This is a genomic window from Flavobacterium pisciphilum (assembly GCF_020905345.1).
GTDB lineage: Bacteria > Bacteroidota > Bacteroidia > Flavobacteriales > Flavobacteriaceae > Flavobacterium > Flavobacterium pisciphilum.
In genome coordinates this window covers 4,790,696-4,808,678 of record NZ_JAJJMO010000001.1, presented here as the reverse complement: position 1 = coordinate 4,808,678, position 17,983 = coordinate 4,790,696, and the positions used below count along the sequence as shown (strand labels likewise).

18 protein-coding genes are annotated in these 17,983 nt (G+C 32.1%); 9 read left to right on the top strand and 9 right to left on the bottom strand.

Going from position 1 to position 17,983, the window contains the following annotated elements; translation table 11 throughout:
• The first annotated feature begins 1 nt into the window (after window position 1).
• Window positions 2–565 (top strand): SUKH-3 domain-containing protein, encoded by a 564-nt coding sequence (locus LNQ49_RS20485; RefSeq protein WP_229990871.1) that lies wholly within the window; start codon window positions 2–4, stop codon window positions 563–565.
• 297 nt (window positions 566–862) lie between these two features.
• On the opposite strand, the gene capA is transcribed toward LNQ49_RS20485, so the two are convergent.
• Both capA and LNQ49_RS20475 read right to left on the bottom strand, forming a co-directional pair.
• Window positions 863–1,903: a cysteate synthase gene (gene capA, locus LNQ49_RS20480; RefSeq protein WP_229990870.1), complete on the bottom strand. Its 1,041-nt coding sequence runs from the start codon at window positions 1,901–1,903 to the stop codon at window positions 863–865.
• Window positions 1,904–1,974: 71 nt separating this feature from the next.
• Window positions 1,975–4,035 carry a S9 family peptidase gene (locus LNQ49_RS20475; RefSeq protein WP_229990869.1) on the bottom strand — a complete coding sequence of 687 codons (2,061 nt, stop codon included), beginning with the start codon at window positions 4,033–4,035 and terminating at the stop codon, window positions 1,975–1,977.
• 137 nt (window positions 4,036–4,172) lie between these two features.
• Between LNQ49_RS20475 and LNQ49_RS20470 the strand changes: the two genes are divergently transcribed.
• Window positions 4,173–4,493 carry a YbaB/EbfC family nucleoid-associated protein gene (locus LNQ49_RS20470; protein WP_129537871.1) on the top strand — a complete coding sequence of 107 codons (321 nt, stop codon included), beginning with the start codon at window positions 4,173–4,175 and terminating at the stop codon, window positions 4,491–4,493.
• Between the two features lie 182 nt (window positions 4,494–4,675).
• On the opposite strand, the gene LNQ49_RS20465 is transcribed toward LNQ49_RS20470, so the two are convergent.
• Window positions 4,676–5,695: a threonine aldolase family protein gene (locus LNQ49_RS20465; protein ID WP_229990868.1), complete on the bottom strand. Its 1,020-nt coding sequence runs from the start codon at window positions 5,693–5,695 to the stop codon at window positions 4,676–4,678.
• Between the two features lie 152 nt (window positions 5,696–5,847).
• Here LNQ49_RS20465 and prfB point away from each other — a divergent pair.
• Window positions 5,848–6,949 (top strand): peptide chain release factor 2 gene (gene prfB / locus LNQ49_RS20460; RefSeq protein WP_229990867.1). Its coding sequence is split into 2 segments (ribosomal slippage): window positions 5,848–5,910 and window positions 5,912–6,949, totalling 1,101 coding nucleotides; the frame shifts between segments, so codons are not numbered across the junction.
• Window positions 6,950–6,986: 37 nt separating this feature from the next.
• Here prfB and LNQ49_RS20455 read toward each other — a convergent pair.
• Window positions 6,987–7,895 (bottom strand): phospholipase A, encoded by a 909-nt coding sequence (locus LNQ49_RS20455; RefSeq protein ID WP_229990866.1) that lies wholly within the window; start codon window positions 7,893–7,895, stop codon window positions 6,987–6,989.
• Between the two features lie 320 nt (window positions 7,896–8,215).
• On the opposite strand from LNQ49_RS20455, the gene lpxD reads away from it, so the two are divergent.
• The 6 genes from lpxD (at window position 8,216) to hemN (ending at window position 14,076) form a co-directional block, all read left to right on the top strand.
• Entirely contained in the window at window positions 8,216–9,214 is a 999-nt protein-coding gene (lpxD, locus tag LNQ49_RS20450) for a UDP-3-O-(3-hydroxymyristoyl)glucosamine N-acyltransferase (RefSeq protein ID WP_229990865.1), read from the top strand.
• 174 nt (window positions 9,215–9,388) lie between these two features.
• Entirely contained in the window at window positions 9,389–11,017 is a 1,629-nt protein-coding gene (locus LNQ49_RS20445) for an acyl-CoA carboxylase subunit beta (protein ID WP_229990864.1), read from the top strand.
• 107 nt (window positions 11,018–11,124) lie between these two features.
• Window positions 11,125–11,547 (top strand): DoxX family protein, encoded by a 423-nt coding sequence (locus LNQ49_RS20440; RefSeq protein WP_229990863.1) that lies wholly within the window; start codon window positions 11,125–11,127, stop codon window positions 11,545–11,547.
• Window positions 11,548–11,646: 99 nt separating this feature from the next.
• Window positions 11,647–12,000: a hypothetical protein gene (locus LNQ49_RS20435; protein WP_229990862.1), complete on the top strand. Its 354-nt coding sequence runs from the start codon at window positions 11,647–11,649 to the stop codon at window positions 11,998–12,000.
• Window positions 12,001–12,114: 114 nt separating this feature from the next.
• Window positions 12,115–12,591 (top strand): hypothetical protein, encoded by a 477-nt coding sequence (locus LNQ49_RS20430; RefSeq protein ID WP_229990861.1) that lies wholly within the window; start codon window positions 12,115–12,117, stop codon window positions 12,589–12,591.
• A gap of 120 nt (window positions 12,592–12,711) precedes the next feature.
• Window positions 12,712–14,076 (top strand): oxygen-independent coproporphyrinogen III oxidase, encoded by a 1,365-nt coding sequence (hemN, locus tag LNQ49_RS20425; RefSeq protein WP_229990860.1) that lies wholly within the window; start codon window positions 12,712–12,714, stop codon window positions 14,074–14,076.
• 16 nt (window positions 14,077–14,092) lie between these two features.
• Here hemN and LNQ49_RS20420 read toward each other — a convergent pair whose 3' ends face one another.
• The 5 genes from LNQ49_RS20420 to LNQ49_RS20400 form a co-directional block, all read right to left on the bottom strand.
• The gene (locus LNQ49_RS20420; RefSeq protein ID WP_229990859.1) at window positions 14,093–14,794 is read right to left on the bottom strand and encodes a sulfite exporter TauE/SafE family protein; all 702 of its coding nucleotides are present in this window, start codon (window positions 14,792–14,794) and stop codon (window positions 14,093–14,095) included.
• Between the two features lie 164 nt (window positions 14,795–14,958).
• Window positions 14,959–15,408, bottom strand: a complete 450-nt coding sequence (locus LNQ49_RS20415) for a FixH family protein (protein WP_229990858.1) — start codon at window positions 15,406–15,408, stop codon at window positions 14,959–14,961.
• Window positions 15,409–15,418: 10 nt separating this feature from the next.
• Window positions 15,419–16,837, bottom strand: a complete 1,419-nt coding sequence (ccoG, locus tag LNQ49_RS20410) for a cytochrome c oxidase accessory protein CcoG (RefSeq protein WP_229990857.1) — start codon at window positions 16,835–16,837, stop codon at window positions 15,419–15,421.
• 4 nt (window positions 16,838–16,841) lie between these two features.
• Window positions 16,842–17,783 (bottom strand): cbb3-type cytochrome c oxidase N-terminal domain-containing protein, encoded by a 942-nt coding sequence (locus tag LNQ49_RS20405; protein ID WP_229990856.1) that lies wholly within the window; start codon window positions 17,781–17,783, stop codon window positions 16,842–16,844.
• A 27-nt stretch (window positions 17,784–17,810) separates the two neighbouring features.
• A complete protein-coding gene (locus tag LNQ49_RS20400; protein WP_229990855.1) occupies window positions 17,811–17,981 on the bottom strand; it encodes a cbb3-type cytochrome c oxidase subunit 3 in 171 nt (56 codons plus the stop codon).
• Window positions 17,982–17,983 lie beyond the last annotated feature (2 nt).

Genomic DNA, 17,983 nt, shown 5'->3' with positions numbered 1-17,983 from the left:
TATGAATAATAATTTAACAACTGTATTAAATGAAGCTGGATGGCATAAAAATAGAACTATAAAAGCCCAAATAGAAAACACTATTTTATATAAAATATTTCCAAAAAAGGTTCAAGATTTTCTCTGTGAATTTGGTAATTTAATAATTCATGCTGAAGACAAACTTGAAACGATAAATACTGATACCTCCTATTTAAATGATACAAAATTATATAATTATTATATAAACTCTTATCAATTGGATAAGAAAATTGATTTAACAAAAAATAATGATTTAGAATATTATTATTCAACATTAATTGGCTTTCAATTGTATCCCATTGCTGACTTAATAGAACAAAGTATTGTTTTAATGGATGAAAATGGGAATTTTTATGTTATTGATTCCATACCCCAACTTATCTGGATTTCTGATGAAACTTTTGATGCTCTTGCTAAAATAACATTTGGTATAAGAGATATTGCTATTTTTAATGAACATAATTTAGAATGGATGGCTCCAATAGGAAAAGAATTGAATCACGCCCTTCCTATCAATCCAATTTTGAAAAAAAACCCTTGGTGAAAAATATGGACAATAATAGAATCAGTTTTATTTTATTTTTCTTAGCACATACCGAAAAATACATATTATTGATTAACAGTTGAAAATGAATAAATAATTTAAAAAAAGACCTCATTTAAGTTTAAAAATGAAAATACCTAACTTTGTATATCAAAAAACTAGTGAAGTAGACTCACTGGTTTTAATTAACATTGTAAAACTTGTCAACCTATTTTAATACTAGTCAAACAAGCAAGTTCTAAAACAAAAAAACTCCAGAAGCATCTGGAGTTTTTTAATATATAAGTGTATTATCTACTACTTTACGAATTCAATTTTTTGAACTTCTTCTTCATTGACACTGTCAAAGAATCCTTGTTCATTCATCCAATCATCGCTAAATACTTTACTCATGTAACGTGAACCGTGATCAGGAAATATTGCTATTATATTACTATCTTTAGTAAACTCACCTTCTTCTGCATATTGTTTAATTGCTTGCATTACTGCTCCAGATGTGTATCCTACGAATAAACCTTCTTTTCTAGTAACTTCTCTAGCTGAGTGTGCACTTTCTTCATCGGTAACCTTTATAAACTTATCGATGATATCAAAATCTGTAGCTGATGGGATAAGATTTTTACCTAAACCTTCTATACGGTATGGATAAATTTCTTTGTTATCAAATTCTCTTGTTTCGTGGTATTTTTTTAATACCGATCCAAAAGCATCAACTCCTAGAATTCGAATATTTGGATTTTGCTCTTTTAAGAATTTTGCAGTTCCTGAGATTGTTCCTCCAGTTCCACTACAAGCAATAAGATGTGTTATCTGACCTTTTGTTTGTTCCCAAATTTCTGGTCCTGTAGTGTTGTAGTGTGCATCAACATTTAATTGATTAAAATATTGATTAATATAGACAGAACCTTTAGTCTCTTCATGCAATCTTTTGGCAACATTATAATAAGAGCGCTCATCATCAGCAGAAACGTGTGCAGGGCAAACATATACTTTGGCACCTAAACTACGCAACATGTCAATTTTATCTTTAGATGATTTTGAGCTAACAGCTAGAATGCAATTATAACCTTTTATAATGCTAACCATAGCTAAGCTAAAACCTGTGTTACCGGAAGTAGTTTCTATAATTGTATCTCCTGGAGATAAAATCCCTCTCTTTTCGGCCTCTTCAATAATATATAATGCGATTCTATCTTTTGAGGAATGTCCCGGATTAAAAGCTTCTACCTTTGCATAGAAATTACCTTCTAACCCTTCTGTGATTTTATTTAGTTTAATAAGAGGTGTATTACCTATTAATTCTAAAACGTTGTTGTAAGCAGTTATTTCTTCTTTCATAAAAAAATAGTTAATCGAGGGTATTTTTAAATTAACCTCGACAGGATGCAAATTTAACAAAAAAATTCTAATTACATTTTAATTTTCTCTAAATCTAATAAAAAACTAAACTCTTTGGCTAGTTCCTTTAGAGCTTCAAAACGTCCGGAAGCACCACCGTGCCCCGCATCCATGTTAGTATTTAAGAATAATAAATTATTATTCGTTTTTTTATTTCTTAATTTAGCCACCCACTTGGCTGGCTCCCAATATTGCACCTGAGAATCATGTAACCCAGTAGAAATGTACATATTAGGGTATTTTTGAGCACTAACATTATCATATGGTGAATATGACAACATATAGTCGTAATATTTCTTTGTATTTGGATTTCCCCACTCATCATACTCTCCTGTAGTTAACGGAATACTACTATCTAACATTGTGGTCATAACATCAACAAATGGTACTTGAGCAATTACTCCATTGTATAACTCTGGAGCCCAGTTAACAACAACCCCCATTAAAAGCCCTCCAGCAGAGCCTCCTTCAGCATATAAATGCTCTGGAGAAGTGTATTTTTGTTCGATTACAAATTTAGAACAATCTATAAAATCTGTAAAGGTATTTTTCTTTTTTAATAATTTACCATCTTCGTACCATTGTCTTCCTAGATCTTCTCCTCCACGAATATGTGCTATTGCAAAAACAAAACCTCTATCTAGTAATGATAATCGGGTTGATGAAAAATAAGTATCCATTGTCATACCGTATGAACCATAAGCATAAAGCAATAACGGGTTCTTACCATTTTTCTCCAATCCTTTACGGTAAACTATTGAGATAGGTACTTTCACACCATCTGTAGCCGTAGCCCAAATGCGTTCTTCGATATAATTGTTTTTATCAAATTTTCCTCCTAAGACTTGTTGTTCCTTTAGAATTTCTTTTGTTTTCGTTTTCATATTAAAATCGATAACCGAAGAAGGTGTTGCCAAAGATTGGTAACTATAACGTAAAATATCAGTGTCAAAATCAATATTAGTAGTGGTAAAAGCGCTGTAAGTCTCGCTTCCAAAAGGCAAATAATAGTCTGGTTCTCCATTCCAAGGCATAATTCGAATGTGGTTTAAGCCATTCGAACGCTCCTCAACAACCAAATAATTCTTAAAAATTTCAATGTCTTCTAATAAAACATCCTCTCTATGCGGAATAAGGTCTTTCCAATTTTTCTTCCCAGTAGCATTTTCAGGCGTTTTCATTAACTTAAAGTTAGTTGCCTTGTCTTTATTGGTTAAAATATAAAAATGATCTTCAAAATGCGAAATACTATATTCTAAACCACGAACGCGGGGTTGAAAAACAACAAACTCTCCATCTGGATCGTCAGAGTTCAATGTTCTATATTCAGTAGTCAATGTACTGCCTGAACTAATTACAATATATTTTCGTGATTTTTCTTTACCTATAGAAACATTAAAGGTATCATCAGTTTCTTCAAAAACTAAAACATCATTAACCGAGTCAGTATCTAATTTGTGTTTAAAGACTTTATCAGCGCGTAATGTCACCTCATCTTGTTTGGTATAAAATATAGTCTTATTGTCATTTGCCCAAACTGAAGCTCCTGTTGTATTTTCTATTTTATCAGAAAAAATTTCACCAGTTTCCAAGTTTTTAATTTGGATTGTATAGATTCTTCTTCCTACTATATCTTGTGCAAATGAGATAAACTTATTATCAGGGCTTATACTCAGTCCACCTAATTTAAAATAGTTGTGTCCTACTGATAGTTCATTACAATTAAATAGAATTTCCTCATCAGCAGTTAAATTTCCTTTTTTTCGGGAATAAATTGGGTAATCTTTACCTGTTTCAAAACGAGTAATATAAAAATATCCATTATAAAAATAAGGAACCGACTCATCATCTTCCTTAATCCTAGCTTTCATTTCCTCGTACAATGCTTTCTGTAAATCCTTAGTATGTTCAGTCATACTTTCGTAATAGGCATTCTCCTGATTTAGATAGTCAATGACTTCGGGGTTTTCTCTATCATTCAGCCAAAAATAATTATCAATTCTAACTTCTTTATGTTTTTTTAACGACTTAGGAATTTCTTTAGCTATTGGAGCAGCAATTTTATTTGGCATTTTCTGAATTTTAATTTAAAATGAATTTACAAAAATAATATAAACGAAGGCGTAACTAAATTCTTTTTTATGTAAATTAACACTTGATTTTAAAATTGAATTAGTAATTTCGTTCTATAATTTAAAAATAACCGAAAATGGATTTAATGGGAATGATGGGAAAACTTAAAGAAACCCAACAAAAAATAGAAGATACAAAAAAACGATTGGATACGGTTTTAATAGATGAGCAAAGTGCTGATGGATTGTTAAAAGTTACTTTGACAGCTAACCGAAAAATAAAATCAATTACAATAGCAGATTCTTTATTAGAAGATAAAGAGCAATTAGAAGATTATCTAATTGTAACATTAAATAAAGCTATAGAAAAAGCTACAGATGTTAACCAGACTGAACTTGATGCTGTTGCAAAAATGGACATGCCGATGATTCCTGGAATGGATAATTTGTTTAAATAACACCTTATAAGTGATATGTGAAATGTAAATTGGGAGATGTCATTTATTTTGAATAGAAAGCCTTCTTTTGACTTTATAAATTATAGTTCTTTTATTAAAAATTACTACTAAATAGTTTATACTACTCAGTTTAAAATTTTATTAAACTACCTTTTTACAATTCACATCTCGCAATTTACATCTTATAATTTCTGCAACGTTTCTAAAACGTATGTATGCATTACTTGTCTATAATCAAGATGAGTAACAATTCGGAGTTTACCATGTCCCATTGAACTTATCGAAATATTTTTCTGCTTTAATTTTTCTATCAAAAGTTGCTCACTAAAATTAGGTTGCAAAGAAAAAATCAAAATATTAGTTTCTACAGGCTCTATAGAAGCAACCCAATGTTTTGTGCTTAAAACAGCAGCAATCTCTTTGGCTCTACGGTGATCGTCTGCTAATCTTTCTAAGTTATTTTCCAAAGCAAAGATAGCTGCAGCTGCCAAATACCCCACCTGACGCATTCCTCCACCCAACATTTTTCGAATCCTCAACGCTCTTTTAATATCAGCTTTGGTACCTAATAACATTGAACCAATAGGAGCTCCCAATCCTTTAGAGAAACAAACCGAAATAGTATCGAATAATTTACCAAATTCTTTCGGGTCTTGTCTTTTAGCGACTAAGGCATTCCAAATTCTTGCCCCATCTAAATGGAATTTTAAATTATTAGCATCACAAACTTGTTTTATTTTCTTTAAATCTTCAATTTCATAGCATGCTCCTCCTCCTTTATTAGTTGTATTCTCTACACATACTAAACTCGTAAGTGGGCTATGGTAAAATTCTGGATCATTAATTGCTTCCGCAACCTGCTCAGCAGTAATCATACCTCGATTTCCTTCTAATAAACAACAAGAAACGCCGCTATTAAACGAAACTCCCCCTCCTTCATAGTTAAAAACATGTGCATATTTATCAGCAATTAATTGCTCTCCTGGTTGTGTATGTAATTTTATTGCGGCTTGATTTGCCATAGTTCCTGATGGAAAAAATAACCCTGCTTCCATACCAAACATTGCTGCTATTCCAGCTTCAAGTTCAATAACCGTTGGGTCTTGCTTGTAAACATCATCTCCTACTTGAGCATTGAACATGTATTGTAACATCTCAATACTAGGCTTGGTGATTGTATCGCTAATTAAATTTATTTCCATATTCTAAAAACTATATCTTATTTTTGTCCAACAAAATTACGTATTTCGTGTTTTCTAATTCAATGAAGTTATATAAATTTTAACCCATTACAAAACAGTTAAGCACTAAAACGAGTTATTTATAAAAATCTTATTAAAACTACTAATAATTTATGACAACTACCGAACAAATAAAAGGTATTGTAGAGCGCCTTGGTGCGTTGAGGAGGTATCTTTGACGTTGATGCCAAATTAATTGAAATTGCCAACGAAGAAGAAAAGACTTTTGCGCCCGATTTCTGGAACAATGCCAAAGAAGCTGAAGCCATTGTAAAAAATCTAAGAAACAAGAAAAAATGGATCGAAGATTACAACAAAGCTATCGAACTTACCGATGAATTACAGATTGCCTATGATTTCTATAAAGAAGGAGCAATTTCTGCAGAAGAATTAGATGAGCATTATAAAGCTGCGCAATTGCATATTGAAAACATTGAGTTTAAAAACATGCTTTCTGATGAAGGGGATAGCTTAAGTGCCGTAGTTCAAATTACTGCTGGTGCTGGTGGAACCGAAAGTTGTGATTGGGCAGGAATGCTTATGCGTATGTACATGATGTGGGGCGAAAGTTATGGCTATAAAATAAAAGAACTTAACTTTCAAGCTGGTGAGGTTGCAGGGATAAAAACTGTTACCCTTGAGTTTGAAGGAGATTATTCTTTTGGTTACTTAAAAGGAGAAAATGGCGTACACCGCTTAGTTAGAATCTCCCCTTTTGATAGTAATGCTAAACGTCATACCTCATTTGCATCAGTTTATGTCTATCCTCTTGTGGATGATAGTATTGAAATTGATATTAATCCTGCCGATATTGAAATTACAACTTCTCGCTCTAGTGGTGCTGGAGGGCAAAATGTAAATAAAGTAGAAACAAAAGTTCAATTGGTTCACAAACCAACTGGAATTCAAATTCAATGTTCCGAAACAAGATCACAACAAGACAATAGACAACGTGCTATGCAAATGTTACGATCTCAGTTGTACGAAATCGAATTAAAGAAACAACAAGCACAACGCGCTGATATTGAAGCAGGGAAAATGAAAATCGAATGGGGATCACAAATCCGAAATTATGTAATGCAACCTTACAAATTAGTCAAAGACGTCCGTACAGGTTATGAAACCAGCGATGTCGATGGAGTAATGAACGGTGAAATCGACCCTTTCCTAAAAGCATTCTTAATGATGATGGGACAAAAAGAAGAAGAATCTTAATTATTAAACCCAGCTTTTAGCTGGGTTTCTTTTTATACTAAAGTGGCCCAATTAAGGAGACACCCACGCCTATTGTAGTCTGCGAATTATTATAATCAATTAAGGTTTCTCCATAACCATGGGTCGCCAAAAGAAATCCTTTTAAATTTCCAGCAATTGGATACGACCATGAAAATGCAGCACTCCCCCTATTTTTATTAAAATTTAAATTATTACTCCCTGTAAAAGTAAATACACTTTTATTATTGGTATAAATTATATTTATATCTCCACGTCCTATATATTGAGCAATATCTGGATTATCATCTTTTTTTGAACGAAGTCTAAGCCATGGTCTAACATAGACACTCCAGTTATCACGATCAAACCCTAAATGAAAAATAATCCTATTCCAACTTCTTGAAAAAGGCAATCCTTTCCCATTTGATTCATGATTAAATGCAACACCAGCCATTCGCATATTAAATCCTAAAACACTAAAATCAAGTGGGTAATTAAAAATAACTTCTGGTTCATAATTGATCTCTCTAAATGGCCTTGATAAACTTTCGTTGTAGATCTGCCATTGTGATGTCTGAGTATATCCAACCCATAAATCCCCCTTTCCAAAAAGAGCATTGTGAAAAATTTTGGTTTTAAAACTAAGCTGAAATTTTGTTTCAAGATTATTATAGTTCGTCCCTGGTGGGGCAACATACTCTGGTTTACCATTTCCTGAATAGGGCTGTTCATTTGGCGAGCTATACCAATTAACTGGTAAAATATAAATAGACTTATAAGGAGTTATCAAAAAGGTTCCGTTTGATGATTCTGAAGTTAATTCCCATCTTTCAGAAATTGTATGAAGTTTAGTAGGCTTGCTAAACAGGTCTTTAACTTGAGAATGAGCAATCAAAGAATTAAATAGCAGGAAAGCAAGTACTTTTTTAACAGAATACAATTTCATAAATTTTTTGTTGATTTTTGTGATAAAAATACGTCATAAAGAATCATTACAGTTATACATTTACATTAAAATGTTACATCCATCACAACCTTACCTACTTACTATTCCATATATAGGGCTATTGACAACCAAGAAAATAACTTTTTGGAGCTAATTAGAAACTATCAACAATTTAATAGATTTAATAACGTTTTTATAACAATCAGATTATTATTTTATCTTTTTATTAAAATCCATCAAAATATAATTAGGTAATTAAATACTAATTGATTTTATTTGGCATAAAATACCACGCAACCCCTAAAACTAATCGATAATAAATGAAATCCTATTCTATTCAAGAGCTTAACGAAGTAATTAATGGTGTTATTTATGGTGAAACTTCCCAGAATATTACTGCAACTGAGCAATTAGACAAAGCAACCAATTCCGAAATTTCTTTCATTGGAAACAAAAAATATGAAAAACATTGGCAAGACTCCAAAGCAAGCATAGCTATTGTTAATGAAGATATTTCAATAGAACCAGGAGACAATCGAGCTTTTATAAAAGTAAAAAATGCTGATTTGGCAATGTCCCAAATATTAGCTCTTTTTGCACCACCTACACCAGTATTTCACAATGATATTCACGTTAAAGCTGTTGTAGATGAATCTGCAATTATTGGCGAAGGAGTTAGAATTGGAGCTGGATGTTATATTGGTCCTAAAGTTAAATTAGGCGATAATGTAACTATTTATCCAAATGTAACTATCCTTGACGAATGTACTATTGGAAGAAATACAACTATTTGGTCAGGATCAGTAATCCGCGAACGTTGTCATATTGGAAATGATTGTATCATTCATCCTAATGCAACTATTGGAGCTGATGGTTTTGGATTTCGCCCATGTAGTGAAAAAGGATTGGTGAAAATTCCTCAAATAGGAAATGTAATCATAGGAAATGGAGTAGAAATAGGTGCTAACTCATGTGTTGATCGCGGTAAATTTAGCTCGACTATTCTTGGTGATGGATGTAAAATTGATAATTTAGTTCAAATAGGTCACAACAGTAAACTAGGGAAATTTTGTATCATGGCTGGAAATAGTGGTTTAGCTGGTTCTGTAACGCTAGGAAACGGAGTTATCATTGGTGGTAGCGCTTCTATTAAAGACCACACAACTATTGGTGATGGTGCTATTGTAGGTGCGGGTTCAGGAGTTACTGGAGACATTCCTGCAGGAAAAACAATGTTAGGATATCCAGCTGTAGAAGCTCGTGATGCCCTTAAACAATGGGCAATCTTAAAACGATTAGTTAGCAATTCTAAAAAATAAAAAAACAATATATTTGAATATATAAAAAACAGAAGTTCTCTTCTGTTTTTTTTTGTTTCAATCTGTAAATAAACACTTTACAGTTTATCTTTTTAAACTAATTATATCATATCAATTTATTTCGATCGATTTCGTAAATTAGCACACACTATTTTATAAAAACACTATTTTATTATGGATTTAAACTTCAATAAAAACGAAGATCACAATAAACTCTTACTTTCTGAACTAAAACAAAAATTCGCCAAAGTAAAACTAGGTGGTGGAGAAAAACGTATAGAAAAACTTCATGCAGAAGGCAAAATGACTGCAAGAGAGCGAATTGATTATTTACTTGACGAGAATTCAAAATATATAGAAATCGGTGGTTTTGTTGGAGACGGAATGTATGCCGAGCATGGTGGCTGTCCATCTGGCGGTGTCGTTGTAAAAATAGGATATGTACGAGGAAAACAGTGTGTAGTAGTTGCCAATGATGCGACAGTAAAAGCTGGTGCATGGTTTCCTATTACTGCCAAAAAAAATCTACGCGCACAAGAAATTGCAATGGAAAATAGGTTGCCAATAATCTACCTAGTTGATAGTGCAGGTGTTTATCTGCCTTTGCAAGATGAAATTTTCCCCGATAAAGAACACTTTGGGCGTATTTTTAGAAATAATGCTCAAATGAGTAGCATGGGAATTACTCAAATTGCTGCTGTAATGGGCAGTTGTGTCGCTGGCGGTGCTTATTTACCAATTATGAGTGATGAAGCATTGATTGTAGATAAAACTGGAAGTATTTTTCTAGCTGGAAGTTATTTGGTAAAAGCAGCTATTGGAGAAACAATTGATAATGAAACTTTGGGTGGAGCAACTACTCATTGCGAAATTTCAGGTGTTACCGACTATAAAGCTAAGGATGATAAAGATGCATTAGATAAAATAAAAAATATCGTAGATAAAATTGGTGATTACGATAAAGCTGGATATAGCCGTATCAAAGCAGTAAAACCAGCCTTAGATCCAAATGAAATTTATGGAATTCTACCAAAAGCACGAAATGAACAATATGATATGATGGAAATCATCAAGCGTATGGTTGATAATTCAGAGTTTGAAGCATATAAAGAAGGCTATGGTCAATCCTTAATTACTGGTTATGCTAGAATTGATGGCTGGGCAGTAGGGATAATAGCAAACCAAAGAAAAGTTGTAAAAACTGCTAAAGGTGAAATGCAATTTGGTGGAGTTATTTACTCTGATAGTGCTGATAAAGCAACTCGTTTTATTGCCAATTGCAATCAGAAAAAAATCCCTCTGGTATTTGTACAAGATGTTACAGGTTTCATGGTAGGTTCTAAATCTGAACATGGTGGAATTATAAAAGACGGTGCTAAAATGGTAAATGCTGTAAGTAATTCGGTAGTACCAAAATTCACTGTTATTGTAGGAAATTCGTATGGAGCAGGAAATTATGCCATGTGTGGTAAAGCCTATGATCCAAGATTAATTTTTGCTTGGCCAAGTGCTGAATTGGCAGTAATGGGCGGAACGCAAGCCGCAAAAGTATTAGCTCAAATAGAAGCTTCTTCTTTAAAATCAAAAGGAGAAATTGTAGATGAAGCCAAGGAGGCTGAGCTATTTGCAAAAATAAAAGCTCGTTATGACGAACAAGTTTCGCCATATTATGCAGCTTCTAGATTATGGACAGATGCTATCATTGATCCATTAGATACCCGTAAGTGGATTTCTATGGGAATCGAAGCAGCAAATCATTCCCCTATCACAAAACCATTTAATCTTGGAGTTATTCAAGTGTAATTTATAAAGTAAGTAAAATCACCTCAATCATTTTTACAACCAAAAAAAATACTATATAGTTAAAAATTAGTAACTTAGTACTATTATTTTCAAATAACTATTGTATCATGGAAAATGTAAAAAATTTAAATAAATGGGCAAATGCGCACACTTATTTACCTGTAGATTTATTACGTATTGCTTTAGGGGTATTTTTGTTTATGAAAGGAGTTTTCTTTGTAACTAATATCCAATATTTACATGATTTAATATCTCCAATTGACAAGTTTGGTGGCGGAATGTTCCTTTTACATTACATAGCACCAGCTCACATGATTGGAGGTATCATGATTGTTTTTGGGTTGCTTACCCGATGGGCAATCGGTGCACAACTACCTATTTTGTTAGGAGCAATCTTAGTGAATTTTATGGGAGAAATGCATTCTCAAAATTTACTCTTGGCTATTTGTGTTTTTATTGTATGCCTGTTTTTCTTTTTTTATGGCAGTGGAAAACATTCAGCCGATTATTATTTTAAAATGCACCAATAACTAATCTAAAAAACATTTAGAGACCAACATTTGGCTTATATTGTGCTATTTTTTTCTTAAAAGGTACTTAAATTACATTTTATGAATTAGATTTGTAGCATGACCTGGATTCGTAAAACAATCATCTTTGTTGGGCTCTTAATGCTCTTTTTGTCTGCTTATAATGCAGACAAAATTGCTATTGATATAATTCAACCTCAAAAAAAAGATTTTAATTTTACTCCCGATAACATCAAGGCTTCTGCTTTTATACAGCCACAAGCAAGTTTCCATGTTATTGCCGATCTAAAAACAAATTATTCGAATCCTTCTCTATCTAAATGGTTTAATACTTTTTTAGTTGTAATTCCAGATTACAAGATAAAAAGAAGCATATTCAATTTTGCAGATCAGACCATAAATCAGAGAAAGAAAATCTCAATACTACTCTACCCTTTTCATTATTTCTGGTAATTAAATCTCATGATTTTATCTATTGAAGATTAATTTCTTCACAAGTAAACAGTTTACAAATAGTACTCTGTTTATTATCTCATGCTATATAATTAAATTTAAAATAAAACAATAATGGATAATTCCGTAACAATCATAGGCATTGTACTTGCCATAATAACAATATTACCTCTTTATTTCTCTTACCGTTCCAACTCGTTAAATAAAGCTAGAATCAAAGCAATAAAAGAAAAGCATAGCCAAAATGGAAAATTTGACTTTGATTTAACTGAATCACAAAACAAAAAAATCCTAACTATTGATAAAAAGAACAAAGGTTTTATATCAATGAACTTCAATAAGGGAAAAGAAGAAAGCTCATTTATAGACTTAAATCTCGTTAAATCTTGCCGATTAGTACCTACAACTGATGCAAGCTCTGACACCACCATAAAAGTTGATTTTGAGTTTCAAGATAAAGCAACTGGACAAAAAAATGTAATTCCATTTTACAATATTGAAGACGATCAAATAAATCAAGTTTGCTTGCATGAAGATCAACAATTAGGTAAAAAATGGGTACAAATCATCCAAGATTGCATTTCTGTTTAGTTCTTAATTCGTTAAAGAGGCTCATTTAGAGCCTCTTTTTTTTTTGAATTACATTATGATAATTATCATTTTAATCTCTTTGGTTTCTAATTAATTTTGATATCCATTAAATTTCTTACTATGAAAAATTTGTTGATACAAAAATATAATGTTCCAGGGCCAAGATACACAAGCTATCCTACTGTTCCTTACTGGAATGAAAATGATTTTACTTATCAACTTTGGATTGATTCTTTACAAAAATCATTTGCTGAAAGTAATCAGAAAGATGGGATTAGTTTATATATCCATTTGCCTTTTTGCGAAAGTATGTGTACTTTTTGTGGTTGTAACAAGCGAATTACAAAAAACCATGATGTAGAAAATCCATACATAGAAGCAGTAATTAAAGAATGGAGCCTATACTGTAAATTACTTAACGAAAAGCCCATAATTAAAGAGATTCACTTGGGGGGCGGAACACCTACTTTCTTCTCCCCTAAAAATCTCGAAGATTTAATTAATGGTATCTTTTCTTATGCGGATATAGCCAAAGAGCACGAGTTTAGCTTTGAAGGCCATCCTAATAATACAACCTACGAACACTTACAAAAACTTTATAACTTAGGCTTCAGAAGAGTCAGTTATGGTGTTCAGGATTATTCTAAAAAAGTACAAAAAGCAATTCATCGTGAGCAATCTTTTCACAATGTAGCCAAAGTAACATTTTGGGCTAAAGAAATTGGCTATACATCTATAAGTCATGATTTAATTTTTGGCTTGCCTTTCCAAGAAGTCGAAGATATCATCGACACGATAGAGAAAACAAATTCACTACAACCTGATCGTTTGGCTTTTTACAGCTACGCACATGTGCCTTGGATTAAAGGGAATGGACAAAGAGGTTTTAGCGATGAAAACGTCCCTAAAGATGCCGAAAAACGAAAATTATACGAAATTGGAAAACAATTATTGTATAAAAATGAATTTCATGAAATTGGTATGGATCATTTTGCTCTAAAATCTGACCATTTATATACTGCTTTTAAAGAAGGCAAATTACATCGTAATTTCATGGGATATAGTGCTTCCAAAACTCAATTAATGATTGGACTGGGTGTTTCTTCAATTAGTGATAGCTGGTATAGTTTTGCTCAAAATGTAAAAACCATAGAAGATTACTATCAATTACTAGAATGGGATAAACTTCCTGTTGTAAAAGGACATATATTGACTGAAGAGGACCTTATTATTAGAAAGCACATACTAAACTTAATGTGCAATTTTGAAACGACATGGAGCGAAGAAAGCACCTATTTTAAAGAGATTCCTGAAATTCTACTTCAATTAAAAGAAATGGAGAATGACGGGTTACTTACTATCGAGAACCAAAAAATAAATGTTACTGAAGCAGGAAAACCTTTTGTACGCAACATTTGTATGGCTTTTGATTTACATCTAAAAAGAAAAGCCCCTGAAACAAGTTTATTTTCAATGACTATTTAACGAAATCCTTAATTAACTAATGACAATTAGGAGTCTCTTGAACAAATAAACTCATATTTGATGGAGATAAATACGGAATACCTAGACCTAATCCTCTCAAAATAAACAAAACTCCAATAATAACAGCAACATAAGGAATTGCCTTTTGAAATTTATTGCGAGTTGATTGTGTCAAAAACGAATTAAAATATACTACACTGGTCATTAAAGGAACTGTTCCTAAACCAAACAAAACCATATATAAAACACCTAATTCGGCACTTTGCATAGCAATTGCACCAAATAAGGCTACATATACCATCCCGCAAGGTAAAAACCCATTAAGGAGTCCAATGATAAAAAGTGATTTATAACTCTTGTTTCTGAAATGCTTTCCAAGATTAGTTTTTATTCTTGAAATTAGCCTATAAACTGGTTTTGAAAAATTATATTGAGCAAAAATTTTCTCTGGAGTTAGAACCACAACTATCATAATTACCCCAATGATAATAGATATTTTTTGTTGAATTCCGGCAAGGAAAAAACCTTTTCCTAATAATCCAAAAATCAGCCCAATTGTTCCATATGCAGTCAATCTACCTAAGTGGTAAACTATAATCTGTATTGCTTTTCTTGCCTTATTGTGCTTATCTACTGGCAACATCATAGCAATTGGACCACACATACCAATGCAGTGAAAACTACTGATTAAACCGAATATAAAAGCTGAATAGAGCATTATTACTTATATTAGTACCTTCTTGATATAGCTGACAAAGTCTAAAAAGACATTTCTCTCTAAATGATCATGTTGGTATTACATTCTAAATCTAAATTTCTGCGTGTTAAAACTTCCTTCCCATACAATGTATGACTATTAGATGATATTGCACAAGCATTGTTTTAGTTAACATAAACAACTTCTTTAGTTAAATACTGTTGGCCATTATATTGCCACTCCATATTTACATCCCAACGTCCTTTTATTAATTTCTTTTGAGGAATCAATAATTCAGAATTTGTTAAGCTAATTGCTGTATTAAAATCTAGTTTTTTATTTGATGGACGGTACATTAATACCTCTCCTTTTATATTTTTGCTTTCAAAAGTATTAGGGAAAACAATTTTAACCCCTTCTTTCATAGCAATAATCGTTGGCTTTAATTTTAAATCATGAGCATTTTGAACACGCGTCATTTCATCTCCAAAATGAGAATCGTGTTTATAATACTCTTCAACAACCAAATCATTACTATACTTACTATCGGATTGTACTTTAAAAACAAAGTATAAAATGAATGTCATAAACAATCCAAATGCAATTACAATTGCAGTTCCCCAGTTAATTTTCATAATTTCTTTTTTAATTAAAACTTCTCGGTCCTAAAAAGTTTGTTGATGTTTTTTCTATTAGCTTTTCACCACTAAAAACACCTATTTCTACCTTGGTTTTATCACTATCTAAAAGTACTTGATCTATTTCTATAAACAAAGTACCTTGTGAAATTCCTTGTTTTGGAACTTTAAATTTTTGAGTTCCAACATTTTTTATAGTTCCTTTTTGATTAATTAACTCAAAATGGATATCAGTAAAATCATTCATTGTTTTATTGACAATCTTATACGTATAGATGTTACTTATTTTATCCCCTTTGTGTTGAAAAAGCTGTCCTGGTAAACGCAAAATTGTAGCTTGAACATCATTTCTTAAAAACAACATTCCAACAAAAATTCCTAGCAAGACAACCAATACTGCTGTATATCCTTTCATTCTTGCTGTAAATCTGAAAGGCTCTTTTTTCTCTATTTCATCTTCTGAGGCATATCGGATAAGTCCTTTTGGCAAACCAACATTTTCCATGATGGTATCGCATTCATCAATACAAGCCGTGCAATTGGTACATTCTAATTGAGTTCCGTTTCTTATATCAATTCCCATTGGACAAACATGAACACATTGTTTACAATCAATACAATCTCCTTTTCCAGAGGCTGCTCTATCTTCTTGCTTATTGTATTTGGCTCTACCTAGTTCTTTTTCACCACGAACAAAATCATAAGCTACATTAATGGATTTATTATCCAAAAGCACTCCTTGTAACCTTCCATATGGACAAGCTATAATACACACCTGCTCACGAAACCAAACAAATATAAAGTAGAAAACTCCTGTAAATAATAATAGCGCTATGAAGTTACTTGCTTGCTTAATTGGTCCTTCTTCAATCATTAAAAACAATTGATCACTTCCTACCAAATAAGCCAAGAACACATTGGCTATTAAAAAAGAGATCACAAAAAAGATAAACCATTTTATCAATCGTTTTCTAATTTTTTCTCCATTCCACTCTTGCCTAGCAAGTCGTGATTGCGCTCCTCTGTCTCCATCAATCCAATATTCTATTCGACGAAAAACAAGTTCTAAAAATATAGTTTGTGGACAAATCCATCCACAAAAAATACGACCATATACAACTGTAAACAAGATTATAAATACAATACCTACAAGCATTGAAATTACAAAAAGATAAAAATCTTGAGGCCAAAAAGGAAATCCGAAAATATTAAAACGACGTTCTAATATATTGAACATCATAAATTGATTCCCATTTACTTTTATAAATGGATTTACAACTAAAATGGTTAATAAAACATAACTAACCCATTTTCTGTATTCATATAATTTACCAGACGGTTTCTTAGGGAAAATAAATTTTCTATTACCCCCTTCATCAATCGTTCCGATGGTATCTCTAAAAGCTTCGTCTGGTAAATTTGACATGGTATTATTTTTTAACTTGTGTAGAATCTGTTTGTGTTGCAACTGCTCCCGCATCAGCTTTTGATGCATCTTTATCTATCCATACTTCTCCTTCTGGTTCTTTCGGATCTTTTGGATTACTTCCTTTTAAAGTCAAAATATAACTAGCTACTTTTTGTATCTCCTTTGGCTTTAATGTTCCTTTCCATGCTATCATCCCTTTTCCATCTCGTCCTCCATTACTAATCGTATGGAATATTTCTTTTATTCCTCCTCCTAAAATCCAGTGATCATCTGTTAAGTTTGGTCCAATTTGCCCTCCTCCATCAACTCGGTGACAAGCTGCACAATTGGTTGTAAAGATCTCCTTACCAGCTGCAATATCAGCAGGATCTGTTGATATAGTAACCGTTTTCTCATCCATTAAATCTGGAGCTGTTTTAAGATATTCTTCAACATCTATCTTAGCTTGCGCCATCTCCTTTTTTAACTCCATCTCCTGATCATCTCCGCCAAACACATCATAATGTGCTACATAAAATACAGCAAAGGCAATTGTAATGTAGAATAAGTAAATCCACCATGGTGGTAAGTTATTATCTAACTCTTTAATACCATCATAATCATGATCTAATAACAAACTCGCCTCCATTTCTATTGGCTCCGATTTTGTTAGTTTTTGCATTAAATTTTTATACCAAGCTCTTTCTTTCAGACTTAAATTACTATCAAGCTCTAGTTTAGCTTTCTGCTCTTCTGTCAACAGATTATATGTAATACGATCGATTGCACTTACTGTAATCTCAATTGCTATTAAAAGAAAAAGAAATACGAATAAAAAGACAGAAACCATTGGGTATTTTATAAATGCCGGTTTATCTCCTGAGTCTATAAAATATTCCATTGCACCAAAAACGATGAAGAAAATTAGTGGTAATCGTATATATACTGGAATTAATTTTTTCATTTTATATATTATTTTTAATTCTACAATTTAATTTTCGTCCAATGGAATTTGGCTCATTTCTTCAATTTTATCTTTCCCGTATGAAAATACCCAGATCCCTAGGCAAACAAAAAAGATGAAAAATATTAGCAAAGAAAGTATTGGAAATACCTCTACTCCTGCGATAGTCTCTAAGTTGTGTTTTACTTGTTCGAACATAA